The 25,496-nt window shown below is 60.7% G+C and carries 30 protein-coding genes; 9 read left to right on the plus strand and 21 right to left on the minus strand.

What is annotated here, in order from left to right; all coding sequences use genetic code 11:
- Window positions 1-10: 10 nt before the first annotated feature.
- The 7 genes from OSA81_11920 to OSA81_11950 all read right to left on the minus strand — a co-directional run bounded on the left by OSA81_11920 (window position 11) and on the right by OSA81_11950 (window position 5,490).
- Window positions 11-355: a hypothetical protein gene (locus OSA81_11920; GenBank protein MDE0899717.1), complete on the minus strand. Its 345-nt coding sequence runs from the start codon at window positions 353-355 to the stop codon at window positions 11-13.
- Window positions 356-484: a hypothetical protein gene (locus tag OSA81_11925; GenBank protein ID MDE0899718.1), complete on the minus strand. Its 129-nt coding sequence runs from the start codon at window positions 482-484 to the stop codon at window positions 356-358.
- A complete protein-coding gene (locus OSA81_11930) occupies window positions 481-1,122 on the minus strand; it encodes a hypothetical protein (protein ID MDE0899719.1) in 642 nt (213 codons plus the stop codon). The genes OSA81_11925 and OSA81_11930 overlap by 4 nt, the downstream gene beginning before the upstream one ends.
- Window positions 1,123-1,356: 234 nt before the next feature.
- Complete coding sequence (locus tag OSA81_11935) at window positions 1,357-2,655, minus strand: TRAP transporter large permease subunit (protein MDE0899720.1); 1,299 nt, start codon at window positions 2,653-2,655, stop codon at window positions 1,357-1,359.
- Window positions 2,652-3,215 carry a TRAP transporter small permease subunit gene (locus OSA81_11940; protein MDE0899721.1) on the minus strand — a complete coding sequence of 188 codons (564 nt, stop codon included), beginning with the start codon at window positions 3,213-3,215 and terminating at the stop codon, window positions 2,652-2,654. The genes OSA81_11935 and OSA81_11940 overlap by 4 nt, the downstream gene beginning before the upstream one ends.
- Window positions 3,216-3,371: 156 nt before the next feature.
- Window positions 3,372-4,214: a 3-oxoacyl-ACP reductase FabG gene (fabG, locus tag OSA81_11945; GenBank protein ID MDE0899722.1), complete on the minus strand. Its 843-nt coding sequence runs from the start codon at window positions 4,212-4,214 to the stop codon at window positions 3,372-3,374.
- Window positions 4,215-4,257: 43 nt separating this feature from the next.
- The gene (locus OSA81_11950; GenBank protein ID MDE0899723.1) at window positions 4,258-5,490 is read right to left on the minus strand and encodes a LeuA family protein; all 1,233 of its coding nucleotides are present in this window, start codon (window positions 5,488-5,490) and stop codon (window positions 4,258-4,260) included.
- A 202-nt stretch (window positions 5,491-5,692) separates the two neighbouring features.
- Between OSA81_11950 and OSA81_11955 the strand changes: the two genes are divergently transcribed.
- On the plus strand, window positions 5,693-6,859 hold the full coding sequence (locus OSA81_11955; protein MDE0899724.1) for a M20/M25/M40 family metallo-hydrolase: 1,167 nt from the start codon (window positions 5,693-5,695) through the stop codon (window positions 6,857-6,859).
- A gap of 63 nt (window positions 6,860-6,922) precedes the next feature.
- Here the strand turns inward: OSA81_11955 and OSA81_11960 are convergent, their stop codons facing one another.
- Window positions 6,923-7,924, minus strand: coding sequence for a sugar phosphate nucleotidyltransferase (locus OSA81_11960; GenBank protein ID MDE0899725.1), 1,002 nt, complete (start codon window positions 7,922-7,924; stop codon window positions 6,923-6,925).
- A gap of 103 nt (window positions 7,925-8,027) precedes the next feature.
- Here OSA81_11960 and OSA81_11965 point away from each other — a divergent pair, with 103 nt between their 5' ends.
- The 4 genes from OSA81_11965 (at window position 8,028) to OSA81_11980 (ending at window position 11,745) form a co-directional block, all read left to right on the plus strand.
- Window positions 8,028-8,669, plus strand: coding sequence for an SIMPL domain-containing protein (locus tag OSA81_11965; protein MDE0899726.1), 642 nt, complete (start codon window positions 8,028-8,030; stop codon window positions 8,667-8,669).
- 91 nt (window positions 8,670-8,760) lie between these two features.
- Window positions 8,761-9,192, plus strand: a complete 432-nt coding sequence (locus tag OSA81_11970; GenBank protein MDE0899727.1) for a hypothetical protein — start codon at window positions 8,761-8,763, stop codon at window positions 9,190-9,192.
- The gene (locus OSA81_11975) at window positions 9,189-10,169 is read left to right on the plus strand and encodes a hypothetical protein (GenBank protein MDE0899728.1); all 981 of its coding nucleotides are present in this window, start codon (window positions 9,189-9,191) and stop codon (window positions 10,167-10,169) included. Before OSA81_11970 ends, OSA81_11975 begins: the two co-directional genes overlap by 4 nt.
- Before the next feature lie 4 nt (window positions 10,170-10,173).
- Window positions 10,174-11,745: a DUF445 family protein gene (locus tag OSA81_11980; GenBank protein ID MDE0899729.1), complete on the plus strand. Its 1,572-nt coding sequence runs from the start codon at window positions 10,174-10,176 to the stop codon at window positions 11,743-11,745.
- A 417-nt stretch (window positions 11,746-12,162) separates the two neighbouring features.
- On the opposite strand, the gene OSA81_11985 is transcribed toward OSA81_11980, so the two are convergent.
- The 12 genes from OSA81_11985 to OSA81_12040 all read right to left on the minus strand — a co-directional run bounded on the left by OSA81_11985 (window position 12,163) and on the right by OSA81_12040 (window position 19,897).
- Window positions 12,163-12,444 (minus strand): hypothetical protein, encoded by a 282-nt coding sequence (locus OSA81_11985; GenBank protein ID MDE0899730.1) that lies wholly within the window; start codon window positions 12,442-12,444, stop codon window positions 12,163-12,165.
- Window positions 12,441-12,593: a hypothetical protein gene (locus tag OSA81_11990; GenBank protein ID MDE0899731.1), complete on the minus strand. Its 153-nt coding sequence runs from the start codon at window positions 12,591-12,593 to the stop codon at window positions 12,441-12,443. Before OSA81_11990 ends, OSA81_11985 begins: the two co-directional genes overlap by 4 nt.
- Before the next feature lie 63 nt (window positions 12,594-12,656).
- Window positions 12,657-13,121: a TerB family tellurite resistance protein gene (locus OSA81_11995; GenBank protein MDE0899732.1), complete on the minus strand. Its 465-nt coding sequence runs from the start codon at window positions 13,119-13,121 to the stop codon at window positions 12,657-12,659.
- Between the two features lie 178 nt (window positions 13,122-13,299).
- Window positions 13,300-14,331 (minus strand): tetratricopeptide repeat protein, encoded by a 1,032-nt coding sequence (locus OSA81_12000; GenBank protein ID MDE0899733.1) that lies wholly within the window; start codon window positions 14,329-14,331, stop codon window positions 13,300-13,302.
- Window positions 14,328-14,642: a divalent-cation tolerance protein CutA gene (locus OSA81_12005; GenBank protein ID MDE0899734.1), complete on the minus strand. Its 315-nt coding sequence runs from the start codon at window positions 14,640-14,642 to the stop codon at window positions 14,328-14,330. The genes OSA81_12000 and OSA81_12005 overlap by 4 nt, the downstream gene beginning before the upstream one ends.
- Before the next feature lie 31 nt (window positions 14,643-14,673).
- On the minus strand, window positions 14,674-16,512 hold the full coding sequence (locus OSA81_12010; GenBank protein ID MDE0899735.1) for a long-chain fatty acid--CoA ligase: 1,839 nt from the start codon (window positions 16,510-16,512) through the stop codon (window positions 14,674-14,676).
- Window positions 16,513-16,521: 9 nt separating this feature from the next.
- Window positions 16,522-16,941, minus strand: coding sequence for an OsmC family protein (locus OSA81_12015; GenBank protein MDE0899736.1), 420 nt, complete (start codon window positions 16,939-16,941; stop codon window positions 16,522-16,524).
- Entirely contained in the window at window positions 16,928-17,380 is a 453-nt protein-coding gene (locus OSA81_12020) for a tetratricopeptide repeat protein (protein MDE0899737.1), read from the minus strand. Before OSA81_12020 ends, OSA81_12015 begins: the two co-directional genes overlap by 14 nt.
- Before the next feature lie 101 nt (window positions 17,381-17,481).
- The gene (locus tag OSA81_12025) at window positions 17,482-18,126 is read right to left on the minus strand and encodes a hypothetical protein (GenBank protein ID MDE0899738.1); all 645 of its coding nucleotides are present in this window, start codon (window positions 18,124-18,126) and stop codon (window positions 17,482-17,484) included.
- 8 nt (window positions 18,127-18,134) lie between these two features.
- Complete coding sequence (locus OSA81_12030; GenBank protein MDE0899739.1) at window positions 18,135-18,854, minus strand: SDR family oxidoreductase; 720 nt, start codon at window positions 18,852-18,854, stop codon at window positions 18,135-18,137.
- Between the two features lie 14 nt (window positions 18,855-18,868).
- Entirely contained in the window at window positions 18,869-19,468 is a 600-nt protein-coding gene (gene folE / locus OSA81_12035) for a GTP cyclohydrolase I FolE (protein MDE0899740.1), read from the minus strand.
- Window positions 19,469-19,471: 3 nt separating this feature from the next.
- Window positions 19,472-19,897, minus strand: a complete 426-nt coding sequence (locus tag OSA81_12040) for a 6-carboxytetrahydropterin synthase (GenBank protein ID MDE0899741.1) — start codon at window positions 19,895-19,897, stop codon at window positions 19,472-19,474.
- A 337-nt stretch (window positions 19,898-20,234) separates the two neighbouring features.
- On the opposite strand from OSA81_12040, the gene OSA81_12045 reads away from it, so the two are divergent.
- From OSA81_12045 to OSA81_12060, 4 genes are all read left to right on the plus strand, one after another.
- Complete coding sequence (locus OSA81_12045) at window positions 20,235-20,567, plus strand: hypothetical protein (GenBank protein ID MDE0899742.1); 333 nt, start codon at window positions 20,235-20,237, stop codon at window positions 20,565-20,567.
- Window positions 20,568-20,650: 83 nt separating this feature from the next.
- The gene (locus OSA81_12050; protein ID MDE0899743.1) at window positions 20,651-22,057 is read left to right on the plus strand and encodes a hypothetical protein; all 1,407 of its coding nucleotides are present in this window, start codon (window positions 20,651-20,653) and stop codon (window positions 22,055-22,057) included.
- Window positions 22,058-22,070: 13 nt separating this feature from the next.
- Window positions 22,071-23,144: a metal ABC transporter substrate-binding protein gene (locus OSA81_12055; GenBank protein MDE0899744.1), complete on the plus strand. Its 1,074-nt coding sequence runs from the start codon at window positions 22,071-22,073 to the stop codon at window positions 23,142-23,144.
- Between the two features lie 31 nt (window positions 23,145-23,175).
- Window positions 23,176-24,042 (plus strand): metal ABC transporter permease, encoded by an 867-nt coding sequence (locus OSA81_12060; protein ID MDE0899745.1) that lies wholly within the window; start codon window positions 23,176-23,178, stop codon window positions 24,040-24,042.
- A 43-nt stretch (window positions 24,043-24,085) separates the two neighbouring features.
- Here the strand turns inward: OSA81_12060 and OSA81_12065 are convergent, their stop codons facing one another.
- Entirely contained in the window at window positions 24,086-24,997 is a 912-nt protein-coding gene (locus OSA81_12065) for a deoxyribonuclease IV (protein MDE0899746.1), read from the minus strand.
- Window positions 24,998-25,496 lie beyond the last annotated feature (499 nt).

Raw genomic sequence — 25,496 nt, forward strand, 5'->3', positions numbered from 1 at the left:
CGAAGCAGCTTCAGCGAATTCTCCTAGTAGGTGACGAGATTTCGCTTGTCGGCGTCGATGAAGACGAAGTCGAAACTCTCCCCTGGTGCCCCTCGTCGATGAGCGCATTGAGCGACTGAGCGGCTGGCCCAGGTCGAAAGATGACCTTGTCTCCGACACCCGCTTCAGCCCAGTAGCGGCGGCCGAAGGACGGCCACTCCTCGTCGATATCCAGGGCGATGAACTCCCCGTCTTCCGCCAGTCCAAGCGCGATGCAGAGGGCGCTGTATCCGGTGAACGTGCCGACTTCGAGAGCCTTCTTCACGCCCATCGCACCCACGAGAAGCGTCATGAACTGACCCTGCTCGGCACTGATCTACATTTGGGCGTTTTCGAGCTTGCCAGTTTCCTCACGTAACCTCTTGTGGATGTCCGTTTCACGGACCGCCACGTCGAGATAGTAAGCGTAGAGATCTTCGGTCAGCGTCGTCGTCTGTCGACTCATTGCAACTCCGTTTCCAGAATACGCCAACAATAGAAGGCAGCGGCGCTGCGCCAAGGGCGAAACGGCTCGCCGAGCGGCTCCATTGCCTTGGCCGTGGGCGGCTTCTCCAACTCATGGGCTTTCCCGTAGCCCGCCCGCACCCCGAGGTCCCCGGTCGGCCAGATATCGGCGCGATAGAGCCGAAACATCAGATACATCTGCGCGGTCCACTCGCCGATCCCCCGGACCTGGACGAGCCGCCGAATGACCTCTTCGTCCGACTGCTCTTCGAGATCATGAACCTCCACCTCGCCCGATCGAATCTTCGTCGCTAGGTCTCGAATGGCGGCCAGCTTGTTACCCGACAGCCCGGCCTTTCGGAGTGTGGTCTCCCGCAACCTCAGCACCTTAGCCGGTGTCACGTCTCCTTTGAGTGCCTCGCAGAATCGACCGTGAATCGTCGCGGCGGCCGCACCCGCCAGTTGCTGATAGCAGATGGTTCGAGCCAGGTAGTAGAACGGCTCCTCGGTCATCTCGATGACCCTCACCGAACCGATCTTCTTCACCCAGGAACCCATGACTGGGTGTTTTCCGAGTGCACGCCGCCCCCCCGTCCAGATTGTACTCCTGACTGGATCCTGTGGAGTGTAGGTGGCCATCGCAGCTCAGTTGGAGTAACGGGGCCCTCAAGCTGGCCGGTCGAACACTCCTCGTCCAATCCCCTGTTCAGTTCGCCCTAGCTCGCCCGAAGCGTCGCAGTCGGATCCAGTCTCGTAGCCTGACGAGCCGGGATCACATTGGCGATCAATGCCACCGTTCAAGGGAGCAGCGGCACCCACACGAAGGTCACCAGGTCCGCCGCGCTGATCCCAAACACCATGTTTTGAAAGTGATTACTTCGGCACAGCCATCCAGATGAGGACACCGAGTACGACGAGCTGAATACAAATGAACGGCATAACCCCTTTATAGATTGAGGTCGTGGGAATGTCGTCCGGTGTGACTCCTCGCAAGTAGAAGAGCGAGAAGCCGAATGGAGGCGTCAGGAACGACGTCTGGAGGTTCACCGCCAGCACGATTCCCAGCCATGTGAGGTCGACACCGAGGATCGCCGCCGCCGGCACGATGAGCGGTACGATGATGAACGCGATCTCGAAGAAGTCGATGAAGAAGCCAAGGATGAACACGACAAGGTTCACGACCAACAGGAAGCCGAGCGCTCCACCAGGAATCCCGGTGAGCATGCCCTCGATCCAGATGTCGCCGTCGAAGCCTCGGAAGACCAGCGCGAAGGCAGTCGACCCGATAAGGAGGAAGACGACCATGATCGTCAGTCGACTGGTTTCCTCCATCGCCCTCTGAAGCGCATCGAGTGTCAGCGATCGGTTCATCAGTGCCAGTACCATCGCGCCGACAGAGCCGAGCGCACCTGCCTCAGTCGGCGTTGCGACGCCAGCGAAAATGCTCCCGAGAACAACCAAGATCAGAGCAAGCGGCGGTATGAGGGAAACGATGACCCTCTTCAGCAGCTCGACCCCCGACACCCGCATCTCCATCGGCAAGGCCGGGGCCACCTCAGGCTTCAGGTATGCAATGATACCGACGTACAGGGCATACGAGATCGTGAGCGCCAAGCCGGGAAGCATCGCCGCCCGGAACAGACTGCCAACCGGCACACCCATCTGGTCGCCGAGGACGATCAGAACGATCGACGGCGGAATGATCTGCCCCAGAGTACCCGATGCGGCGATGGTGCCGAGCGAGAGCTCGTCCTTATATCCGTTGCGCAGCATGACGGGGAGCGAAATCAGCCCCATGGCGGTAACGCTCGCCCCCACCACGCCGGTCGCGGCAGCGAGCAGCGCGCCGACGAAGATCACCCCAATCGCAAGCCCCCCCCGGAAACGCCCAAACAGGAGGCCAATCGTCTCCAGGAGCTGTTCGGCAAGCTTCGACTTCTCGAGGATCGTCCCCATGAAGATGAAGAACGGCACCGCCAGGAGCGTGAAGTTCGACATCGTCCCGAACGTTCGCTCCGGCATCGCAAAAAGGAGCGGCAACGGAAATATGTCGAACGCGGCACCGATGAGGGCAAAGATCAGAGCTGTGCCACCGAGCGCGAATGCGACCGGATAGCCGGTGAAGATCATCGCCAGAACGGTGACGAACATTGCGGGGCCCCAGAAATTCATGAGTGGGCCTCCAGTTCATCTTCATGGTGATCGAGCGGGGCGGTCGTCCCCCGGATCACGTCGACCTGCTTCACCATCTGACTCATCGCTTGGAGCAGGAGCATGACAAACGAGAAAATGATCAACGCCTTAATCGGATACCTGGGCAGGCCTCCAGGGTCGGGCGACATCTCTCGAATCGACCACGATGTCCGCACCGCCGGATATGACACATAGAGCATCATCACCGAGAAAGGGATCAGGAACAGGATCGTCCCACACAGGTCGATCCACGCCTGCGTTTTCGGCTTCATGCGTTCGTACATCACGTCGACTCGCACATGCACGTCATGGTTCAAGCCGTACGCCGCGCCGAGCAGGAAGATCAGGCTGAACAAATACCACTGGGCCTCCGTGGCTGGCGTGAGATTCAGCGTCCACTGCTGTGATCGCGCGAAATACCGCACGACCGCGTTGATCGCGCCGATCATCACCATCACAAGTGTGAGCCAACGAATGAACATACCGATCCGGTCGTTCAGTCCGTCGATGGCGCTCGAAAATTTCCGAAGTATTTGCATCCGCAGATTTTGTGGGCGCGGCTCACGCAGGGCAAACGTGGATTCGCGTCAGAGGGGCAAGGTTTGGACGGGGCGGAGCGCTCCGAAACATGACAGTTCAACCGGCCAAATCGCTGTACCGCATGTTGCGATCAGACTATGACGACCTAATCGGCATTACAAGAGGTAGCCGCCATCTACCGGAATCACGGCGCCGGTGATATGGCGAGCCACCTCAGAACAGAGAAAAAGCACGACGCCAGCTACGTCCTGAGGGTCCCCGAGACGGCCCAGAACCGCCTGCTCACGAGCCTTGTCGAGAACCTCGGAAGGCACCCCATCTGTGAGCCGGGTCGTCCGGATATACCCGGGAGCAACCGCGTTCACGTTGATGTTTCTGGACCCCAACTCAACTGCCGAGCTTCGTGTGAGGCCAATGAGTCCAGCCTTCGACGACGCGTAGTTCGAAATTCCGAATTCGGAACGGATGCCGTGCACGGACGTGACGTTCACGATCTTTCCATACTCCTGCGCCCGCATGAACGGGGCGACCGCGCGAGTGAAGAAGAAGACCCCGTCTAGGTTCGTCCGGACGACGGCCTCCCACTCGTGATCCTCCATATGCCATATCGCACGGTCACGGCCGATCCCCGCATTGTTCACCAGAATCTGAATTCCACCGAGTTCTTCCTGGACCTCGGCGACGAAGCTGCTCACGTCCCGGCTGTCTCGGACGTCGCAGGAACGGAACAACACCCGCACCTCCATCTCGCGAAGCTTGCGGGCGACCTCCTGCGCATCGAGCCGAGCTTCCGAACCGGTATCCAGGAAGCAGAACGCGACGTGGCACCCGCAGCGAGCTAACTCCAGCGCTACCGCACGCCCAATCCCACTCGAACCGCCGCTTACGATCGCGACCTGGCCCCGGAGGTTCGCGCCTTCGAACAGCGCCTGCGAATGGGTCTCGGCACCCACCTCGTCGAGTAGCGCCTCGACTGCGCCATGCATATCTGATTCCATGGCCGACAGGCTACTCCTTTTGTCAGGCCCGGCGCAAACGAGCTCAGTCAGTTCGGCAGAGAGCCTCGATCTCTTTTACCGTGAGCGTATGATCCGTCTGCTTCGCCGCACGGAAAATTCGCTCGCAAAGCTCCCCATCTTCCGGATCGTGTCCGTGCTCACGCAGCCAGTACTTCACGTTCGAGAGTCCTGACATCGGACCGATCTCGATTATCTGCTTTCGCCCAACCATCGAGGCGGGAATCGCCGAATAGATCCGGTCGGCGAGCCAGTTATCGCCCTTGGCATGGGCCTTCACGATCGCAGCTGCGTGCACACCGGTTCCCGTGCGAAACGCATCAGAACCGAAAACCGGATAGGAATGCACCAGCGGGACCTGACACGCCCGTGCGGTCAATTCGCAGTACTCTGCCAGCGGTGTCAGGTCACCGTCGTGAAGCCCCATCAGTTTCAGATTGACGAGCAGTAGATCCATCTCGGTGTTGCCCGACCGCTCTCCGATCCCGAGAGCCGTGCCGTGTACGCGATTAGCACCGGCTCGAATCGCGGCGAACGTGTTCGCGAGCCCGAAGCCGCGATCCCGGTGACCGTGCCAGTCGACCGTCACGTTCTCTCCGGAAGGCTCAACGATCTCCTCGATGACAAATCGAATGAGATCTCTCGTACCTTCCGGTGTTGCGTGCCCGACCGTGTCCGCAACACACAGCCGTCGCGCGCCCCACGCGATGGCGTGCCCGTATAATTCTTTGAGGACTTCCGGCTGCGCTCGGGTCGTATCCTCGGTGACCATCATGACAGGGAGCCCTTCGGCAACCGCGAACGTCACCGCCTGTTCCGTCACCCGAAGCATCTTCGCGAGCGTCCAATCCTCAGCATACTGCCGGATGGGCGAACTTCCGATGAAGGTGCAGGCCTCGATCGGTATCCCGACCTTCTGGCTGATCGCAGCGATGGGCGCAACGTCCGCGACCACCGTTCTTGCCGCGCAATTCGGCCGAATGGACAGACCCGCGTCGACGATCTCTTGGGCTAGCGCGGTCACCGCCTCGACGGCGCGTGGACCGGCACCCGGAAGGCCAATATTCGCCGTGTGGATCCCCAGCTTCTCCATCAAGTGAAGCAACCGGATTTTGTCCTCGATCGACGGGTCCACGACTGACGGGTTTTGAAGGCCGTCTCTCAAGGTCTCGTCGTCGAGTTCTACCCCGCGTACGGTCGACCAATCGAAGGAGGATTCAGTCTCGTTCCAGTCGTGAATGAGTGCTTGCTCGTCCATGCTCCTCGCTTTTGCGACAGTCTGAGTTACGGGTGGCTTTTAACATACTCCGCAGGCCCTCTGGGGTCATGTCGGACAGCCTTCATAGGGGCTTCTCTCCAACCTACACCCACTGGCACAGAGCAGAGCCTCTCGCTCCCTTGGCCTCGAGAGGAATGGAGACAATCCGCAACCAGCCGAATCGTGCCCTGTGATGCAACGAATGGATGAGATCACCGCCCATCGGCGAGTGTCGGAAGCTGTCGCTCGGATTCGCAGCACCGACGAAGCAACGCTGTGTGATCAGATCGAACTCTCGGAGATTCCCGCTCCGCCCTTCGGCGAGTCTATGCGGGCGCAGGCAATGGCCAAGCGCCTTGGTAAGGCAGGGCTGTCCAATATCCGGTCGGATGCCGTCGGAAACGTTCTGGCGGAGCGTAATGGCTCGACGGACGACGCCCCTCTGGTCCTCACTGCTCACCTCGACACCGTCTTTCCTGAGGGCACGGACGTCTCGGTCACGCGGAAGAGAGATACTTTGAGCGGGCCAGGGATATCCGACAACGCACGGGGACTTGCTGCCCTGCTCTCTGTGGCACGCGCGCTCGAGAGCTGCGGTATCACCACGCAGGCCTCCCTTCTCTTCGTGGCCACCGTCGGCGAAGAAGGGAGCGGCGACCTGAGAGGGGTAAAGCATCTCTTCAGCGCTGACGGAGCTGCAGTCGGAGCTGGTGGGTTCATCTCTCTGGATGGGGCGGGGCTCAACCGAATCGTGGTCCGGGGCCTCGGCTCTCGTCGGTATCGGATCACCATTTCGGGGGCCGGAGGTCACTCGTGGTTGGATTGGGGGGCGCCGAACCCGATTCATCACCTGACCGAGCTGGGCAGGAGGCTCACAGAGATCGGACTCGAGGTTGAGCCACAATCCACACTCACAATTGCGCGCATCGGTGGCGGAAAGAGCATCAACGCCATCCCTCAGGAGGCTTGGCTCGAGATCGACACTCGGTGCACCGACGCCGATGTGCTCGAACGGCTTGGTGACCACATCACTCACATCGCAAACGAAGTCGCTGCGGCCGAACCCGCGCTTTCCGTGTCGCGGACGGTCATCGGCGACCGGCCTGGTGGGATCACCGACCCCCGGGCGCGCCTCGCTCGCGCAGCGATCGACGCGACGCGCGCGATTCACCGCAACCCCATCTTGGCCCTGTCGTCGACGGACGCCAACGTACCGATGGCCGCCGGGGTCCCCGCCATCACGATTGGCTGCGGAGGAGAAGCTGGCCTCGCGCACACGACGGACGAGTGGTATCGGAACGTCCACGGCCCCGAAGGCGTCATCCGAGCACTCTACACTGTGCTCGCGGCTGCCGGGGTCACGAACTAAGCCAACGCCGCTCAGCGGCGGCCGTGGCTTTCAGCGAAAGATCCGCCCAGCGGACCCTTTGCTTCAGCTCGCTCCCGTCACCACGGAGTGATCAGTCACCAGAAGCCTTCCCGATACATCGGACAGCGACGAGTTACCGCCGATCAGCGAGTGCTGGAGACGGACCCGGGTCAGCTCGCTGCTCGCGCCAACAACAGTGTGCTCAAGCTCCGAGTCTGTAACCGTCGTCCCAGTCTCCAGCGTCACGTTCGGTCCGATTTTGCCTCCGCGGACGGTGACGCCAGCCTCGATGCGGACCGGCTCGACGATCTCTGCACCCTCAACGGACGCTCTCTGGTCGACCCCACCATGCCCGATCTTGAGCAAATGCTCATTCGTTTCGAGCAACGTCTCGGGCTTCCCGGCGTCCCACCAACCCTCGACCGGGGCCGTGATGAGCCCACTGCCTTGGTCGACCATGTACTGGAAAGCGTCGGTCAGGTAGAACTCACCGGATGGCCCTGGATCGACGGAGAGCGTGTGACGTACTCCTTCGAAGAGGAGTTCGTGATCACGGATGTAGTACAGTCCGATATTCGCCAGCTTCGACACCGGCTCACTCGGTTTCTCGACGATCTGCTTCATGGTGCCGTCCTCGTTCGTGACGATGACGCCGTATCGCTGATAGTCCTCGACTTCCTTCGCCCAGATGATCGCTCCGTACTGAGCGCCCAGCGTCTCAGTGAGGCCGTAGTCGACCTCGAGCACTGCATCGGCAAAAATGATGAGGACGTCCTCATCAACGAACGGTTCGGCCAATGCGATCGCCCCCGCCGTGCCATCCTGGACCTCCTGCACCACGTAGTGGCCGGTGATCTGAGGATACTCCGTCTCGATCCACGTCTGCATCGTGTCGCGTAGATGGCCGAGGATGAAGACGACCTCGTCTACGCCAAGCTCGAGCAGATCGTCGAGGATATAGGCCAACACCGGCTTGCCGGCGACCTTGAGCAGAGGCTTGGGTGTATTGTGCGTGTGGGGACGAAGACGGGTCCCCTTCCCAGCCAAAGGAATGACGGCTTTCATCGGTAATCACATGGTTGTGGCGAGCGGGGGTCGAGCGCGCCAAACTATAACTTTAAGTGTGCGGCCAGATAAACGGGAATCGACGCACCCCAGGGCTGAGAGCATGAAGACAACACTGACAATCACTACGCTCGCAACGATACTGGCCGCCTGTGCCACTCCTGCCACCAGTAGTCCACCACCCCCACCTCAGGAGGCTGTCGGCGAGAGCTGGATCCAGATCAGCGGTGCCGCTGCTGTGACCGTGGCCGCGGATCGGGCGATGGTCAGTTTCACCATGAAGACGCGAGCGAGCGATGCGAGTGAAGCGGCTGGCCAGAACGCAGATGCCATGACGGCCGTCCTCGACGCAATGCGCGCGGCTGGCTTCAACAGTCTCGAGATCGAGACGTTCGGGTACGCCCTGAATCCCGAGTACTCGACCACGAACAACCAGCGAACCCGCGAAATCATCGCGTACACGGTGCACAACAACGTCCGTACGACGATCGAGGACGTCGACGTAGTCGGTCGGCTCGTGGATACCGCGATCGAATCAGGAGCCAATCGTGTGGCTCAGATCTCATTCTTCGCCGCGGATACAGAAGATGCACGTCGTGAGGCTCTCGCCATGGCGGTCCAGGGCGCTCGCGAAGAGGGTGAGGTCATCGCGTCGTCACTGGGTTACGAGCTCGGCGCCCTCTCGAAATCAATGGCGGGGCGAATCGGATCGCACCTCAGTTCTATTCCGATGTTCCGGCCATGAGCCGTGCGGCGGCCACCCCGATCGAGGCCAGAGATCAGTCGATATCAGCCAACGTTTTCATTCGGGTTGCCCTCGGACAGGAGCTCGGTGATTGAAGGGGGTCTTGAAAGGGTTCACCGAAAACCAGGCGTCCACCGATCTGCATGGTGAAGATCCGCGCCTGAGAGGTCGTACCTACGCGATCCCGTTCGAAGCCGTGTGGCAGGCATCGAGTCGTCTGGGTGGTGGCGGGCTCCGCGGATGGAGCATCGAGAGCTCGGACGACCAGCGAGGCGTGATCTCGGCACACGTTTCAGGAGGGCTGATCTCGTCCGAGGTCACGGTCAGAATCAACATCGGGCTGGATGCGAACGCACAGACACGTGTAGACCTCGCCGCGACCTCTAGCACCGAGCGTGGTGACTTCGGTAGATCCGGCCGACTGATCGCCCGCTTCATGCGCCGGCTCGACGAGAAGCTACAGGCGCGCCCCGACCAGATCTGGGACCCCAGAGACCCAACACTCTTCGAGGAAGCGTCATGAGGTACCCCTGGTCCGTCAGCCGCAGTCGATGGGTCCGGCCCTACGGCCCAGTACTGGTCCTCCTCGTCACTACTGCTGGAGCCTGTGGGCTGCAAGAAGAGACAATCCCTGACGGCTCCGAGGAGGCCGGTCAGCCCGCAGACGCCGGAAATTCCTCGTTACGCTTCTATGAACGGAACATCGTGTTCGCCTCAACGGAGGGCGACAGTGTGTTCATTGTTCCGTGGATGATACAGGCCGTGGAACTAGCCGATTCAGTGAGGCGGGAAGCCCGTGGGTGGCTCACACGGGGTGGCGTCTGGGATAGATTCCTCGCCGAGAGATGGACAACACCTCCCACCAGAACTCCCTCCCGCATTCTTCCACACCAGGGCTTGAGATTACTCGTTCGAGATGACGACGCGATCGACGGCATCGTGTTTGAAGAGGGTGTGCGCAATCTCGAAATCATCCTGGGTGAAGTCAGAACCACTTGGACGGGAGCACGCGGCGGATCGTTCGAGGTACTGACCGGATCAGCCTACCTCTCGGACCGGCGGATCGACGGTATGGTGCTCGACATGGCACGCGCATCAGCTGCTTCTGAAGCTCCCGGAGGCGACTGGGCATTCTTGCTGTCCGGAGACTCGGCGCAGTTCGTCTTCGCGGCCGATCGCGAGCACGGCGGCACGGTCGAGCCACTGTACCGGGGCTGGGGACGGGGGGACGCTGAACTTCAATGGCCGGAGGTTCGGGTGGACTGGCGCAAAACCGAGGCATTTCCACCTGCTCGCCGAGATATCCCGGTGGAATGGCGATTCTGGACATCAAACGAGGCCTTGGAAGGAGACCTGGAGGCCGTCTCGGCAGAAATACAGCCAGGCGTAGGGCCAGGGCCACTGCTCCCGGTTCGCGCGTTGTACGAAGTGATCGGGGAGGTTCGGACGCCTGCAGGCACCTATCCGGTGCACGGCATTCTTGTGCACGAGAGGCGGTAAGCCGATGAACCAGGAAATCGTGCTCATAGGGGCGAAGATTGCCTTCGGGGCCATCGCCGGGGGGCTCACGAACACCATCGCGGTCTGGATGCTCTTCCACCCCTACGAGCCCCCGAAGCTCTTCGGCCGCTGGACCGTCCGATTCCTACATGGCGCAGTGCCGAAGAACCAGCCGCGCATCGCCTCTGCGATCGGGCGCACCGTCGGTGATCGACTCCTTACATCCGACGACCTGACCAAGGCCTTTGCAAATGTCGAGTTCCGGGAGGCGTTTGATCAGCGACTCGGTATGTTCCTCAATGAGGTACTGCACACCGAGCGAGGGTCTCTTGGTGGCCTGATTCCTCCAGCGGTGCGGGACGATGTCGACTCTCTGATCTCCGAGGCCCTACAAAAGGGACTTGCGCAGCTCGACAGCTACCTCATCTCAGAGTCCTTCGAAGACGCGATGGAGCGCCGGGCGGGTGACATCATCGCCGCCGTGGCTGATCAGCCGATCGGAGACGCGCTCATCCCCGCTCGAGGTGCAGCACTCGAAGGAGCGATCGAGGACTGGCTCCAAAATGCGGTCGAGAGCGAAGACTTCACAGAAGCCGTCTCAGACTATCTCGGACGTGCGGCGGGAAAGCTCCTCGAGCCCGGCCGGACATTCGAACAGATCCTGCCGCTCGGACTCGTGGGCTCGGTGGAGAAAGCCATCGCGAGCTATCTGCCACTCGCGGCGGAGAGGCTCGGTGGACTGCTCGAAGATCCAGCAGCGCGGGCGAAATTCGAATCAACGATTCATGACCTCCTGAAGCGTTTCCTGAGGGACCTCAAGTTCCACCAGCGGATCGTCGCTCGCGTCGTAATGACCGAGTCAACGGTCGACAAGGTGCTCGACACGATCGAAGCTGAGGGAGCGGAAAGGCTCTCCGAGATTCTTCGTGATCCCGCGGTTCAAGAAGCGATGGCCAGAGGGGTGAACCAGGCCATCGTGGACTTCCTGCGCCGGCCGGTGAACGAGGTCCTCGGTGAACCGGATGACCCCAACGTCTTGGAAGTGCGCGCGACTCTGGCAGGGTACGTGGTCGAGATGGCCCAAGATCCGGCGACCCGGGAGTTCCTCGTCGAGAAGCTGTACTCAGGACTCGAAAAAGCCGGTGACCGGACATGGGGCGACGTTCTCGACCGTATTCCAATCTCGAAGATTGCCGAGATCATGGTCACGGCAGCACGGACGGATACTACTCGACAGGCCTTCAACGCCGGGGCTCAGCATCTCGTTTCACGGGCCATGGAGCGCCCGATTGGAACACCCGTTCGCTGGTTTCCCAAGAACGGCCCCCAGCGCCTGGAAGCAGCGCTCAGTGACCCGATCTGGGACTGGGTCCAGACGCAGGTCCCCGAGATCGTGGAGCGCATCGACGTCGCCCGTAGAGTGGAAGACAAGGTGCTCCACTTCCCGACGGCGCGCATGGAAGAGATCGTGCGGAAGATCACCGACCGTGAGCTGAAACTGATCGTTCGATTGGGCTACGTGCTCGGTGCGATCATCGGCCTGGGACTGGTCGCAGTGGAGGCCGTCCTTCGATAGTCGCGCTGAAGGTCCCTACCGGTCACCTGGCCATCTGTCTGTATCACCTCGACTGACTCGATCCACGGCGACGGCTTGATACACCTCAGGATCGTCGGGGCCGAAATGACACCATCAGCCTCGGGCCACGTCCCGCCAGTCGTACCGCACTCCTGGGCACCCAGGGCAGTATCGACTACGAGCCAGAAACCGTTCGAGAGGATCTCGAGGGAAGCCTTCGCATCCCCGGGAATCGTGCACGGCCCGCCCCTCCCCCCCGACGATGGGGGTACGATCGCCCTCTCCGAGGCCGACGACATCGCAGCGATGCGAGGACCACAATACACTGCAGAAGGGTGGCTCGTGTCACGGGAGCAGACCGTACAGAGAACGGGGGACATTGCCACGGGCTCCGAGAAGAGGGCCCGTTCTTCAACGTCAGGAGTCGGGATTCTCCGGAGACTCAAGACTGAATCTAGAGCGGCGGCCTCGAGCGACACGCCGTTCACGCGACGGCGTGTTTTTCGCACTCGCGTTGCGGTGCATCCACGCAAGCGGATTCACATTTCGCTTTTTGAGCGCTCGCCGCTTTCCACCCGTCGCCATGGATTGTTCAAGCTCGTCCACGGTCTGCGAGTACCGACCGGGCATGCCCAGCCAAATACCGATTCCAATACCTGCAACAGCCGTCACGACGAGAAACACGATGGAAACACTCACTTCGTCTGAGTCAGAGTCTCCACGACCAGAAGTCCCAGACCGATCGAAAGAATGATGCCGACGGCATTGGTGCCAACGGCGACCATGCCGACAACCGCCCAGAAAATGACGTGGGTGAAGACGTATCCGCCGGGGACCAGGTCGCGCATCGTGATTCGGAGTTCGGTGTGGGTCGGTAGTTCAAAGAAATATGCCGGGGGTAGCCGTCGGTGTCACCCCTCCCCGCCTCGCATGTAGCGCTCGCGAGCCTCGGCAAGGTATCCAGGTTCGAGACGGAGGAGGTTACAGATCTTCCTCATCAGATAGTCTTCCTTGTTGGCCAGATCACCATCCGAGTACACGAGGCCCCACATGATCTCAGCGAGTACCATCTTCTGTCCGGTCGAGTAGTTCTCCGCGATGAGGTTCGTGAACTGCCATAAGTCCACGGCTTCCTCACGTGCCTGCTGCGCGAGCTCCAGCAGCTGCTCGGCTTCCGTAGCCCCGAGTCCGAACTGACGCCGTACGGCAGATTCCAGATGCTGTCTCTCGTCATCCGTAAACTCGTCGTCTGCGTTCGCTAACTCGAGCAGCAGGGCGCAAGCAGCCAGACGAATGTCCTTGGCGGCCTCTTTCTGGTCCGTTTCAGGTGCAGGGCTCATGGAGGAAGAGAAGAATTTCTTTATTGAGTTGAGCATCAAATATCTCCGCTGGAATCGATGCTGATCAGAAGTCGATGGACTGGACGCGCCGGATACCCGCCCGCAGCGGAATCCATGTCGCGTGACAACGCGTTGGTGGGTGGGTGGTGGGTACGGATCGGTGGACGATCGCATCGATCTCGGCCTCAAGCAGAGAGTCCGAGGGTCACCCGAATCATACCGAGACCGCCTCTCGGCCCTGCACGTCCCGAGCCCGGCGGTACATGTCCGAAGCCTCCTCACGCATGCTGCGGCGGTCGTACAAGTGACCCAACGTGTAGTAGGGTCGTGAATCATTCGGAAGTAACTCTGCCGCCCTTAGCATGACTTCGATGGCCTCGTCATACCGCGAGACGCGGTTCAGCGCCTCCCCTCGATAGTAGAACGCCAGGCCATCATCGGGGGCCTGTTCGCAAATCCACATGAACTCAGGCTCAGCCTGTGCGTACAGACCCCGCCGGAAGGACAGAATCGCTGCAGCGAATCGGGCCGCAGGATCATCAGGCGAGCTCCGAAGAGCGCGCCGAATGAGCTCGGCGGCGTCCTCGTAGCGAGCGAGCGCCGTAAGAGCTCTACCGTGGTTCGTCAGGACCTCGACATTCTCCGGATCGGTGCTGAGGGCCGACTGGAAGTGCTCGACCGCGAGTTCATGGCGACCAAGCTCATCGTAGAGCACCCCGAGATTGTTATGCGCTTTCAGGTTATCTGAATCGTCAGCCAAGACCGCCTGGTACTGCTCGATAGCCTCCGGGATCCGTCCAATCTCGACCAGATCCCGAGCCCTGGCGAGCTGGTTCCCCGCCGGATTCAGGCCGGGAGGCGAGTCTGGATCAGATTCGGGTCTGTCTGTTGGGATTCGTGCCCGACTCGCAGAAATCTGCGACCGAAGGATGGGGGTGGGGTCGGGCTCTCCGACGTCGATCAGCTCGGCGTCACCGGCCCCTTCTGGCCTTAGGGTGTCCGCATCACCCGGCTTGAGATCAGGTGCCTGAGCAGCATCAGAGTCTGGAACGGATTCGGCAACAGGGGATACAGCCGGGCCGGAACCCTCTAGCGAGCTGGCCTTCGTGGTATCCGGATCCGATTCCGCAGGCTGGCCGTCACCAGGCACCGGGGGCGTCTGGGGAAGGAGTTCGACCTGCTGCTGGTCCTTGGTCCGAGACGCTCGCTTCTTGCGTTTCTTGTCCGTCTTACGCGACTCGGTCATTCGCTCGGCGTCACTTCGTCGGCGACCCAGGTCAGATAGCGCTCGGACCCAGCTACCGCGGGAAGGGCGAGAATTTCCGGTACGTCATACGAGTGAAGCTCGCTAATCCTCTCCAGAACCCGGTCGACGTTCCCCTGCGTCGCCTTGGAAAGAAGCAGCGTTTCCGATTCTTCTCTCACCGCGCCATCCCACCGAAAGATCGAGGTGGCACCGGGGAGAACGTTCACGCAGGCAATGCGACGTTCCTCTACGAGGCGCGTCGCAATCGCGGATGCACGCCCAGGGTCCGAGGCAGTCCACAGCACGGCCACTACGGCCCTCGATGGGTCCCCTGTCATTCGGTTAGTTGGCGGTCTGATCGGCTGCTTCGTCCGAATACATTGCGTCGATCACATCCTGCAACTGCTCGCGCAGCACGTTTCGCTTCACCTTGAGCGTTGGCGTCAGCAGGCCATTCTCAATGCTGAATTCTTCCTCGATCAGTGTGACTTTCTTCGGTCGCTCAAACGACGCGAAGCCGCTCAGAGTCGCGAATAACTCCTTCTCCACGTGAGCGATCACATCCGGATTCTTGACTAGGTCGGCTTCTGTACTCCACGAAATCCTGGCCTCGTTCGCCCAGGACTTGAGCGGGCCGAACGCAGGCACCACGATCAACGCGCAATAACGCCTGCGGTCGCCCACGAGGACTGCCTGCTCTACCAAGACGTGCGTCTTGAGATGATTCTCGATCGGCTGAGGAGCGACGTTTTTTCCGCCGGCCGTGACCAGAATATCCTTCTTCCTATCGGTGATCCGCAGGTAACCGTCTGCACTCAACTCGCCGATGTCACCGGTGGCGAACCAGCCATCCTCGTCGATTGCTTCGGCAGTGGCTTCAGGTTTGTTGTAGTAGCCCTTCATGATCTGCGGGCCACGGACAAGGATCTCGCCGTCGTCCGCGATCCGGGTCTCAGTACCGGGAACGGGGGGACCCACCCATCCGATTCGAAATCCGTCTTCGATCGTGACATGCAGGACCGGACTCGTCTCCGTCAGGCCATACCCTTCGAGAATCGTCATCCCGATTGAGTAGAAGAACCGATTCAGCGCCGGCGCCAGTGGACCACCGCCGCTCACGAAAAAACGAAGGCGCCCGCCGACGCGCGCCCTCACCTTCGAGAACACCAACTTGTCCGCAGCAGCGTACTGAAGACCGAGCAGCCCTCCGGGGTTCTTGCCTGCGAGTCTCAGGTCGGCGACACGGTCGGCTACGCCCACGGCCCAGTTGATCAGCTTCTTCTTGAAGCCATCCGCATTCATGACCCCGTTGTAAATTTTCTCGTAGATCCTCGGCACCGAGACCACGACGGTCGGCTGAAGCTTGCCGAGATCGACGATCAGCGTATCGAGGGACCGCGGGTAGCCGATCCGGCAGCCAGTCCAGAAGAAGAGAAAATCGACCATCCGCTGGAGGATGTGACACAACGGCAGAAAGCTGACCGTGTTGTCGGAATGTCGAACGCCGAGGATCATGACGGAGGCCCGGACGTTCGACGCAATATTGTTGTGCGTGAGCATGACGCCTTTGGGCGGACCGGTCGTCCCAGACGTGTAGAGTACGGTCGCCAGATCGTGGGGCTGAGCCTCGAGTGCCGCAGTGCGAAAGTCCGCTGCCCCTGTCGACTCAGCCTGTTCTGCGCCAGAGCGCAGGAAATCCGCCCATCCGATCACACCGTCGGATGAATCCAGATCGAACCCGACAATCGAAACCTCCACACGTGCCTCGTCAGCTGCCTCCTTCACCTTCTTCGCCTGGGCTTCGTTGGCGACGAACACCAGGCGGGCACCCGAGTCCTGCAGAATATACGCGACCTGGTCAGCCATCAGTGTCGGATAGATCGGTACCGTGATCACTCCCGCACACAGGCAGGCGTAATCTGAGTGTGCCCACTCAACTCGATTCTCAGAGAGAATGGCGGCTCGGTCACCGCGGGCCAGGCCCGCAGAGACGAGGGATGCGCTCACCTTCCTCACAGCTTCGAGTGTCTCGTTATAGGTGATGTCGACAATATGGTCCGGCGTCCGGAAACGCTGGAACGCCGTCTCGTCACCCCAATGATCGATCCCCTCGAAGAAGAGATCGACCAGAGTCGACTCCGGGACTGGAGTCTCGTTTACTGCGTAGGCAAGCTGAGGCACGGGCCGGTGTCAGCGCCGCTCGACAGCAATGTCGCAGTCGATCTCCGGATCGAGCGTGTGCAGGACCGAGCAGTATTTGTCCCGTGACAACTCGATCGCCCGATCAAGCTTCGCCTGATCCTCATCGGAGGGACCCTTGATTTCGTACTTCAGCTGAATCGCGACGTAGCGCTTCGGAACCGTCTCCGCGCGCTCCCCGATGACCTCGACCGCTAGGTCTTCGACGGGCACGCGCGACTTCTCGAGAATCATCAGCACGTCGATCGCCATGCAGGACGCCAAAGCCAACAACAACAATTGCATCGGCGTCTGGCCAGCGACGCCGTCGCCGTCCACCCCGATCTGGACACCGTTGTCTGCTCCCCCCTCGAAGGAGAGTCCTTCGCCGGTCCATGTCAGACGGACCTGGCGGATATTAGAAGTTGGCATCGGTACCTGTTTCTGGAGGCGTGTCGCGAGCCTGCTCGCGGAGCTGTGCCAGGGTCCATCGGGCGTGCTCCACATGGGCACCCGCGTCGTCATCCTTTGGTGCGTGCGAAAGAAACGCTTCGAGGTGCTCGATCGACTGATGCGACTCCTCGCCCCTCAACAGGATGAACGCCAATCCATAGTGAGCGCCGGAGGCGGATGGGTCTTTATGAAGCACGTGCCTATACGTCTTCGCAGCCTCTTCGACCATTCCAATCCGAGTATAGCAGATCGCAATCTGCTGCAGCACGATCGCATCGCCCGGGGACTGTTTGAGTGCCAGACGAAACGAGGTCAGGGCCTCATGGAACTTGCCCACGGAGAGCAGTTCGAGACCTTCGGTGTAATATTCGACAGGTTGGGAATCCTCCCTGCCGAGAATCTTCTTCCAGAACGCCATTCTTCGGGGGTCTGAGGGCTCAGGTCGCCGCCGAAGCGAACCTCCGACGGGCCTTCCCAGGGACACGGAAGATATCCGGGGCCACGGGGCCCGCGCAACGCTTAACCCCTTGCGGCGACCACCGTTTCGGCCTCCTCCGCCAAGACAGTCAAGCCATCGGCCTCTAGGACCTCACGGGCCTCCGGCGGACTGGCAAGGACGATGACTCGTCCGAACGGCGCACAGATCCGGGCTGCTTCGTGGATCACGGCCAACCCCAACGACCCGTCGACCACGATTCCTCTCATCTTTCTCGAAAAGAAGGGGAGCCCGGGGGCGCTCGCCACTCGACTCACCGTGCCAGCGTCCGTCCAGAAGCGCGTCACCTCCCCGAACGCGACCACGGCGAGATCTTCGACCCGGGCAGCGAGATGGTAGGCATAGGCAGCCGACCTTCCTGCCATCACGACCGAACCGGGTCCTCGTTCTATCCCAAGCAAGGCCACGATCTTGTCTGCCTCTGCGGGCGCGCTCCTCCCGTGAGGCGCGACGGGCAAAGTGTGGCCCGATTCCTTAGGCAGCACGCTACGTGGTGGATGGCGCAGGTCGGCGAACCCGTCTTGGATCTCGAAAGAATCACGGCAATTCGGACACCCGAGCGTCCCGGACCGGACCCGCCGGTCCAACATCTGATTCGTGAGCAGAATGAGCCCGAAGGAGGGTCCACACCGCGGACAGGTCAGCAGGTCTGTGAGCAGCAGGTGCATCGGTCGGACTAGTTCCGCTCGACCTGAAGCACGGGCAGGACAACACCATCGGGCCGAGTGGCCGCGAAAGCGATGACGTTCGCGACATCCTCGGCAGCGAGCATGTCCGCGCGATTGGGTAGCCCGTCGTTGGTGTCCGGATCCAGCGAGTCCCAAAGCGCGGTGTCCGTGGCGGTTGGTTCGACAAGGGTGGCTCGAACCCCGGTGCCTCGCGTTTCCTCGACCAAGACCTCATGGAGCCCCCTGAGCCCAAATTTCGAGGCCGAGTAGGCCGCATTACCCGGAAACGCCTTTCGACCTGCGACGGATCCCACGTTGATGATGAGCCCGGAGCCCCGCGCCAGCATGGAAGGGAGTAACGCACGGATGACGAGAAAGGGCGCGCGCAGGTTCACCTGCAGATGTACATCAAACGCCTTTATCGATTCGGTCGCGCATGGCTCGACGCCAAATACGCCAGCCGAGTTCACCACGATATCCGGTGCCCCGTCGAGAGTATCTGACAACTCGTCGAGCGCGAGCCAGACCGCGGTGTCATCCGCGAGGTCCGCCACAATCGGACTGACCCCGTAGTCTTTCGACAATTCGTTCAGTGCCTCGCTGCTCCGAGCGAGCCCCCACACTCGGGCGCCCTCGTTCACGAGTCGGATCGCAGCCGCGCGGCCGATCCCGCTGCTCGCGCCAGTCACAAGGGCTGTCCGTCCGGCCAATCCCAGTCCGTCGTTCATCTCGACTCCTGTGCCTAGAGCGGCTGGTGTCCGCTAGTTACCAGCCGCATGAATTCATCGCGCGTGCGGTGGTCTTCAAGGAATACTCCCCTCATGGCGGACGTCACAGTCTTCGAGTTCTGCTTCTGCACACCTCGCATCATCATGCACAAGTGACGAGCCTCGATGACCACTGCTACGCCCTGTGGCTCCGTCGTATCCCATATAGCCTGCGCGACCTGCTCGGTCAGGCGTTCCTGAACCTGGAACCGACGCGCATACACTTCGACGATCCGTGCAATCTTCGAGAGGCCGATGATCTTGCCACTCGGGATGTAAGCCACGTGCGCCTTTCCGAAAAAGGGGAGCAGGTGGTGTTCGCACAGCGAGTAGAGCTCGATGTCCTTGACCAGAACCATGCTCTCGTGTCTCTCTTCGAACAGCCCGCCCGCCAACACACCGACGGGCGTCTCGGCGTACCCTTTGGTCAGAAATGACATCGCCTTTTCAAACCGCGCAGGCGTTCGGGTCATGCCCTCCCGGGTGGGGTCGTCTCCAAGACGGCGAATCATTTCAGCAACGAGATCTTCAAAACCTGCCGCAGAGAGATCCGGACCCTTCGTAGTATCACTCACAGTCTATCCCACCCCGGGGCCCATGTATTCGACGGCGTTGTTCACGGTCTCCCGCAAGAAGACCCGGTGGAGCCGAACACCGTCCGGAAGTGCCGGAGCCATTTGGTCCCAGATCGCGATAGCGAAATTCTCGGTCGACGGCATCACCCCTTCGAGCCATGAAACCTCGAGATTCAGATTCCGATGATCGACCTCGTCGACCACTTGGGTGTTCATCGCGTCCTTCAATTCTTTGAGGTCCATGACGAAACCGGTTTCGGAATTGACCACTCCTTCGACAGTGACGTCGAGCACATAGTTGTGGCCGTGCCAATTCGGGTTGGTGCAATCGCCGAACACTTCGCGATTTCTTTCCTCCGACCACTCGTCTCGATGAAGACGGTGCGCCGAACAGAAGTGAACCCGCCGGGTCGCTCGCACTACAGGCATGGAAGTCGGGGCTGTGGGAGGAAGTTCGGAAAACATAGGGGTCAGCCAAAAAAGTGAGGGCCGGCATCCAAAACCGCGAACCCGCGGAAGGCACCGGCCCTCACAGTACACCGAAGGGGCTTTATTGAAGCCCGGGATTCATACTTGGCGACCTCCCCAGGACTTACCGCTTTCCCCTCCTCCGGGGTTTAGCGTCATTCCCGAGAGTCAGTCCCGGCGACTTCTCATTGGCTCAATAAATGAGCCCTCCGATGCACGGAACAAATATAGGATCACGACCAGATGAGAGCCAACAATCCATTGACACGATCGGCCATTCCGAATTAGCCTGAACTTCATGGACACTTCACGCGACAGAGTGCGCAGAGGCATCGCACTGGGGATATCGCTGCTCATGCTTACGCTGAGCATCGCGGTGCCCCTTATGGAGCAGTCCGAGCTGATCAACAGCCCAGTCGTGGAGAGCGAGCACAACCCTGCCGAGTGTCCGTCCGGGCACGACCACACGGTGTGTACGCAGGTAGGTGCCAATCTTTCGGTTCTAGTCGGAAACGAGGCTTGGCCCACGACCGGGTCACTCGTTGCGATACGGGCCTTCGGCGAATTCGAAGATCCGGAATCCTCCGTCTTCGAAGAAGGGCACCCAGCAAGGGCCCCACCCCTGGCGTGACGTACTGATCCACCGCGACAACCGCGGTGTCTCCGGCGCACGCGGTGCGCCTGTCTGCCAGGCCTTTCTCAACGTACTGCACTATGTCCCCCTACACGTCTTCAGGGCGCGCACCCTCTACCCTGGTCATCCTTTTTTTGCTGACCACCGTCGGGGGGCTATGCCCCATCTCCGCACAGGAACCGAGCGACTCGCTCCGAATTGAGCTCGAGCGACTCTCGGCCCTTGTCGAACGCCTTACCGGTGAGGTCGAGCGCCTGCGCTCCGAGGGTGACGACGATAGAGCGGAAAATTCGCTTGCCGACCTGAGAGCCGCGGCAGCTGCAGCAGCGGTGGCAGGCGGGGACCCCACGCCCGACCAGGACGAGGGAGCGTTCATGGGCCTGCAACGATCGCTGCAGGCAATGAACCCCGAGATCAGCCTGAATGCCGACGTCATGGCTCACCTAGATCCGAACGACCGCGACGCAGACAACTTCTTCTGGCGTGAATTTGAGATCTCACTCCAGTCAGCCCTCGATCCGTTTTCGAGAGCGGCAGTATTCATCTCCCGGCACGGATCAGGTCCTGAGATCGTGCCGTTCGGTGAAGATGCTCACGGACACGAAGGCGAGGAAGGCGAAGATCCCCACGGCGGCGGTGGGTTCGACATCGAGGAAGGATTCGTGGAGTGGGTATCCCTCCCCGGCGGATTCGGCTTGAAGTTCGGGAAGTTCTTCCAGCGGCTAGGTACAGTGAACCGCTGGCACGCTCACGCCCTGCCCTTCCAGAGCCGCTCCCTCACCCACATGGCGATCGTCGGTGAGGAGGCCCTCGCTCAGACTGGTGTATCCGCAACCTGGCTCGCCCCCTTCGGCGGTGGCGGCGCGGGCACGTACGAAGCCACCGTAGAGGTCACCCGAAGCGGGAACGAGCAGCTCTTTGGTGAAGCCACCAGTGCCACCGTGCTATCCCACATCAACGCGTTCTGGCAACTCAGTCCTTCCACGGACCTCGAGTTAGGCGGGTCTTGGCTCAAGGGGCACTACAAAGACGAGGCCGCCTCATTCGGCAGGAATGTGTACAACGCAGAGATGGCGTTCAACTGGATTCCGCCCTCGAGGTCCCGACAGACGGGCCTGACCGTGCGAGGAGGGTATATGGTCCTAGATGGGCTGGCGGCCCATGAGGGGCACGAAGAGGCCGGTATCCATGAGGAGCCAGACGATCACGAGGAAACAGAGACAGCTGGCGGCCTCTGGACCACAGCCGAGTTCCGTCTCTCACCAAGCTGGCTGATCGGCGGTCGATTCGACCGTGTGCGAAACCCGACTGAGCCCGAAGTCACGCAGTGGCTGGCATCGCCGACGCTTACGTGGTGGCAGAGCGAGTTCGTGAGAGTACGAGCGGAATACGATCACTTGAGCGGCATCGAAGGCGGAGATGGCAGCGGCAGGTTCTTACTGCAGGTGACGTTTGCAATGGGTCCACACAAGCACGCTACCTACTAGGGGCGAGGAGAGAATGATGATGACTGCAAAGAACGTCTGGATCCTCCCGATCCTAATGGTCACAGGAATGTCGCCAGGTCTCGCTGATCGAGGGGACGGCAATCCGGTCGATCAGGCCGCCCGGGCGCCGGTTCAGGTGGTTGCGACTCTGCCCGTCTACGCGGCGATCGCTCACGCCATAGGCGGAGCTGAAGTCGAAGTGAGCTCGATCGCCGACCCAAACGAAGACTCCCACTTCGTTCGACCGAAGCCCAGTTACGCCCTTGAACTCCGTCGGGCCGACCTCTTCATCACAACGGGCCTCGATCTCGAGCTGTGGGTCCCCGCCCTGCTGGACAAAGCCGGGAACTCTGCCGTGATGGAAGGGCGCCCTGGATACGTCACGGCATACACCGGAATCGAACTACTCGACATCCCCGCCTCGGCCGACCGCAGCCAGGGCGACGTGCACATCTTTGGGAACCCCCACCTGCACACCGATCCACTTCGGGCGCTGCAGATCGCGCGAAACATCACGGTCGGCCTGAAGCGCGTCGCGTCCGACCGCGCAACCCACTTTGATACGGGCCTCGCCGCCTACCAAGAGGAAACATATGAGCGCGTTTTTGGCTCTCGTCTCGTCGAGCTTCTGGGCGGCGAGACCCTCGAGCGACTCGCCCTGAACGGTGGCCTCTTCGGATTTCTTGAAAACAATGAATTCGAGGGTGCCCCGCTATCTGATGCCCTCGGTGGATGGTTATCGCAGGCGGAGGGACTTCGGGGGACCGACATCGTCTGCTATCACGTGAATTGGTCCTATTTCGAGGACCGCTTCGGTGTGAACTGCATCGAGTACGTGGAGACGAAGCCTGGGATTCCTCCCACGCCCCGGCATGTCGCTCATCTCATCAACGTCATGCGAGACAACGAGGTACCCTTCGTGGTCGCAGCCAGCTACTTCGACCGTGGGCGAGTCGAGACCGTTGCAGCCCGAGGAGATGTCCAGAGCGTGGTGGTCCCGATGCAGCCCATGTCCCGGCCAGGGATCGACACATATTTTGACTTGGTCGATCTCTGGGTGAGCGAACTCGTGACCGCAATACGATGAAGAAGCAGTCCACAACTGGGAGGCACCGACGGTGCTAGAACTGCTCTTTCCGCCATTCGTGATCGCGATGATCATCCTGCTGACGCATTCCTACTTCGGTCTGCACATCATTCAGCGTGAGGTGATCTTCGTCGACCTCGCCCTAGCACAGATCGCGGCACTTGGAAGCACGGTCGCCTTCATGACCGGAGCCGATCACGGATCCGTCGAAGGATACCTGTTCGCCTTCGGCTTCACGCTGGTGGGGGCGATGATCTTCTCCCTTACGCGAATGAAAGATTCCCCAGTCCCGCAGGAAGCTCTCATCGGTATCACCTTCGTGGTGGCGTCCGCCGCAGTGATCCTGCTCTCCAGCTTTTCTGCCGAGGGGACAGAGCATCTTCGAGAGACCATGACCGGCGCCTTGATCTGGGTGACTTGGCCAACAGTCCTGAAGGTAGGGATCTCCTACGGTGCCATCGGACTTCTGCATTTCCTGCTGCGGCGCACGATGCTGGCAATCAGCTTCGCGCCGGAACGCGTGACCCGCCTCAAGACCTGGGACTTCATTTTCTATGCGACGTTCGGAGTCGCGATCACGTCTTCTGTTCAAATCGCCGGCGTGTTGATGGTCTTCAGTGTTCTCGTAATCCCTTCTGTGATCGCCTTCTTCTACACGCGGGACTTCACCAAGGCGCTCCTGATCGCTTGGGGTGCGGGTACGATCGCCATCGTATCGGGCCTAGGGGTCTCTTTCACATTCGACCTGACCACAGGCCCTGTTCTCGTCGTGAGCTTCGGCGTGATCCTGTTGATCGCAATGATGTTCAGGAAACGATTCGGCGTCGTGGTCACAGACCCATCCGATCGCGGGTTGATCGTTCGAATGTTTGCCGAGGACGCGGCCGAGGTTTCGTAGCGCTCCAAGTGAGCCGCACACCAGAGAGCCCAACCTCAGCTCGTTAGCCGGCCGCGCGAAGTTCCCGGAGCGTCGTCAGGTTTCGGATGTCGGCCTCCGCGCCGTAGTCACCCTTGGGCGTCTCGAGGACCTTGGGCACGCTATTGAGTCGTTCGTCGAGGACGATCCTGCGGAATGGCTCAAGGCCCAGGGTGCCCTGCCCGATCGTCTCGTGTCGATCCTTTTTGGACGCGAACGGGTGCTTCGAGTCGTTCAGGTGGATGAGCCCCAGGCGATCGAGGCCGATAATCCGGTCGAAGTCGTCCCAGACCTGATCATAAGCATTCACTAGGTCGTATCCTGCGCTGTATGCGTGACAGGTGTCGAAGCACACGCCAACGCGGTGTCGCAGCGACTCGGGGATTCCTTCGATGATGGCCTGCAGGTTTTCGAACGTCGCGCCGACGCTCGTGCCGCTCCCCGCTGTCAGTTCAAGGAGCACCCTGGTCGGACCCTCCACAGCTTCAAGCGATTCCGCCACACCTCGTGCGTTTCGCTCTAATCCGGCGAGATAGTCCTTGTCGGTCGCGTTTCCCGGGTGCGTCACCAGAAAGTCGAGCTCGAGCATCGCACACCGCTCCAACTCTGACTGGAAGGACCCCTGGGACATGCTCCAGAGCCGCCGATCTGGTGTCGAGAGGTTGATCAGATAGGAATCGTGTGCACCAGCCACCTGGACTCCACGGGTTTCACGCTCCTCAAGAAAGGCGTCAGCGACCTGCTGATCGATCTTGGGTTCCGCCCAGCGACTCGGCTGCTTCGTGAACAATTGAAGCACGACCGCGTCGATATCCGCGGCCCGCCCCGGTGCGAGATGTACCCCACCGCTCGCGGACACGTGGGCCCCCAGTTCATCACTCCGTGAGGAGGCCCGGTGCGAATCAGGGGTGCCGCTGCTCTTCGATGATTCAGTCATGGCAGAAAGTCGGCAAAGTTTACCCCGATCGGAAGCATTGTCTCAATTCCGGGAGTCCTTCAGCCCCGAAGCACCGGCAACGCTATCGTCGTAATTCCTTAACAATATTCCGCTTACAACGCTTCCGGAAGGCACGCGGCACACGGCTTGTTCCTAGAGAATGCCCAACACCACCTCCCAGGTGGCCGTTACTTCAGGAGAAGTGGAGTCCAAACGTGGGAAGCTCGGTCGATGGATACCGAAACCTAAGCGACCCCCTACGCGTTCGGACCCCTGGATGGGTGGGCAACACGCCCCGGGAGGGCTGTCCTTGGTCAGTCGACTGACCTGCCCCCTGCAGAGGACGATACCGAAGTCGGTCCCTGGGCGCGTCGACGGATCCTCGAGACCCACAAAGCACTACGTACAATTGACTTACGCCATTCTAAACCGGGGCGATCGTGGTCTCGTGACGCCCGGCACACCCATTGCACATACAGCAAGCGGGTTGGGACGAGGA

The organism is Longimicrobiales bacterium (genome assembly GCA_028823235.1).
Classification (GTDB): domain Bacteria; phylum Gemmatimonadota; class Gemmatimonadetes; order Longimicrobiales; family Gaopeijiaceae; genus UBA2589.

Coding starts and splice junctions, on each gene's coding strand:
- OSA81_11965 (MDE0899726.1), top strand. CDS start 8,028: ATGAAGACAACACTGACAATCACTACGCTCGCAACGATACTGGCCGCC.
- OSA81_12045 (MDE0899742.1), top strand. CDS start 20,235: ATGGACACTTCACGCGACAGAGTGCGCAGAGGCATCGCACTGGGGATA.
- OSA81_12000 (MDE0899733.1), bottom strand. CDS start 14,331: ATGACCGAGTCGCGTAAGACGGACAAGAAACGCAAGAAGCGAGCGTCT.
- OSA81_12020 (MDE0899737.1), bottom strand. CDS start 17,380: ATGGCGTTCTGGAAGAAGATTCTCGGCAGGGAGGATTCCCAACCTGTC.
- OSA81_12015 (MDE0899736.1), bottom strand. CDS start 16,941: ATGCCAACTTCTAATATCCGCCAGGTCCGTCTGACATGGACCGGCGAA.
- OSA81_11990 (MDE0899731.1), bottom strand. CDS start 12,593: ATGCGCGACCTGGTCCCCGGCGGATACGTCTTCACCCACGTCATTTTC.
- OSA81_11980 (MDE0899729.1), top strand. CDS start 10,174: ATGAACCAGGAAATCGTGCTCATAGGGGCGAAGATTGCCTTCGGGGCC.
- OSA81_11935 (MDE0899720.1), bottom strand. CDS start 2,655: ATGAATTTCTGGGGCCCCGCAATGTTCGTCACCGTTCTGGCGATGATC.
- OSA81_11955 (MDE0899724.1), top strand. CDS start 5,693: ATGGATGAGATCACCGCCCATCGGCGAGTGTCGGAAGCTGTCGCTCGG.
- OSA81_12040 (MDE0899741.1), bottom strand. CDS start 19,897: ATGCCTGTAGTGCGAGCGACCCGGCGGGTTCACTTCTGTTCGGCGCAC.
- OSA81_12065 (MDE0899746.1), bottom strand. CDS start 24,997: ATGACTGAATCATCGAAGAGCAGCGGCACCCCTGATTCGCACCGGGCC.
- OSA81_11995 (MDE0899732.1), bottom strand. CDS start 13,121: ATGCTCAACTCAATAAAGAAATTCTTCTCTTCCTCCATGAGCCCTGCA.
- OSA81_11950 (MDE0899723.1), bottom strand. CDS start 5,490: ATGGACGAGCAAGCACTCATTCACGACTGGAACGAGACTGAATCCTCC.
- OSA81_11975 (MDE0899728.1), top strand. CDS start 9,189: ATGAGGTACCCCTGGTCCGTCAGCCGCAGTCGATGGGTCCGGCCCTAC.
- OSA81_12025 (MDE0899738.1), bottom strand. CDS start 18,126: ATGCACCTGCTGCTCACAGACCTGCTGACCTGTCCGCGGTGTGGACCC.
- OSA81_11930 (MDE0899719.1), bottom strand. CDS start 1,122: ATGGCCACCTACACTCCACAGGATCCAGTCAGGAGTACAATCTGGACG.
- OSA81_12030 (MDE0899739.1), bottom strand. CDS start 18,854: ATGAACGACGGACTGGGATTGGCCGGACGGACAGCCCTTGTGACTGGC.
- fabG (MDE0899722.1), bottom strand. CDS start 4,214: ATGGAATCAGATATGCATGGCGCAGTCGAGGCGCTACTCGACGAGGTG.
- OSA81_12055 (MDE0899744.1), top strand. CDS start 22,071: ATGATGATGACTGCAAAGAACGTCTGGATCCTCCCGATCCTAATGGTC.
- OSA81_11925 (MDE0899718.1), bottom strand. CDS start 484: ATGAGTCGACAGACGACGACGCTGACCGAAGATCTCTACGCTTACTAT.
- OSA81_11960 (MDE0899725.1), bottom strand. CDS start 7,924: ATGAAAGCCGTCATTCCTTTGGCTGGGAAGGGGACCCGTCTTCGTCCC.
- OSA81_12050 (MDE0899743.1), top strand. CDS start 20,651: ATGTCCCCCTACACGTCTTCAGGGCGCGCACCCTCTACCCTGGTCATC.
- OSA81_11940 (MDE0899721.1), bottom strand. CDS start 3,215: ATGCAAATACTTCGGAAATTTTCGAGCGCCATCGACGGACTGAACGAC.